Origin of the sequence: Corynebacterium striatum ATCC 6940, from assembly GCF_000159135.1 — a bacterium.
Taxonomy (GTDB): Bacteria; Actinomycetota; Actinomycetes; order Mycobacteriales; family Mycobacteriaceae; genus Corynebacterium; species Corynebacterium striatum.
Map to the genome: position 1 here is coordinate 1 of NZ_GG667560.1, position 417 is coordinate 417.

At 53.2% G+C, this 417-nt stretch carries 1 protein-coding gene; it reads right to left on the bottom strand.

The features are described from left to right. A partial coding sequence (locus HMPREF0308_RS12735) for a LysR family transcriptional regulator (RefSeq protein WP_005532371.1) occupies positions 1-344 on the bottom strand: 344 nt, incomplete at its 3' end. Positions 345-417 lie beyond the last annotated feature (73 nt).

Sequence of the window (417 nt, forward strand, 5' to 3'; positions counted from 1 at the left end):
GCGGGGAGAATATATGGCGCAATCGTGGGGATAACGCCAATGGTGAGGGGGCCGGTTAACGTACCGTGTGCGCCCCGTGCATGGGCGAGAAAAGCGTCAGCGGCTTCCAAGGTTGCCTTGGCGTAGGGGAGAAGCTTTTCTCCCGTGGCAGTGACGATGACTTTGCGCGTGGAGCGCTCGATGAGCTGCACTCCAAGGCCTTGTTCGAGTGCGACTAATGCTTGGGAAAGGGAAGGCTGAGAGATTTCAAGCTTGGTTGCGGCGGTGCCAAAGTGCTTGTTTTCCGCAATGGTGACGAAGGTACGCAGCTGGGCGAGTGTAGGGCGATACTCTTTATTGTGCATGCCTATAACTCTAACATTTATAAATAGGATTTCCTATTGACACCGGAAGATTTAATTGGCATACTTGACGGTG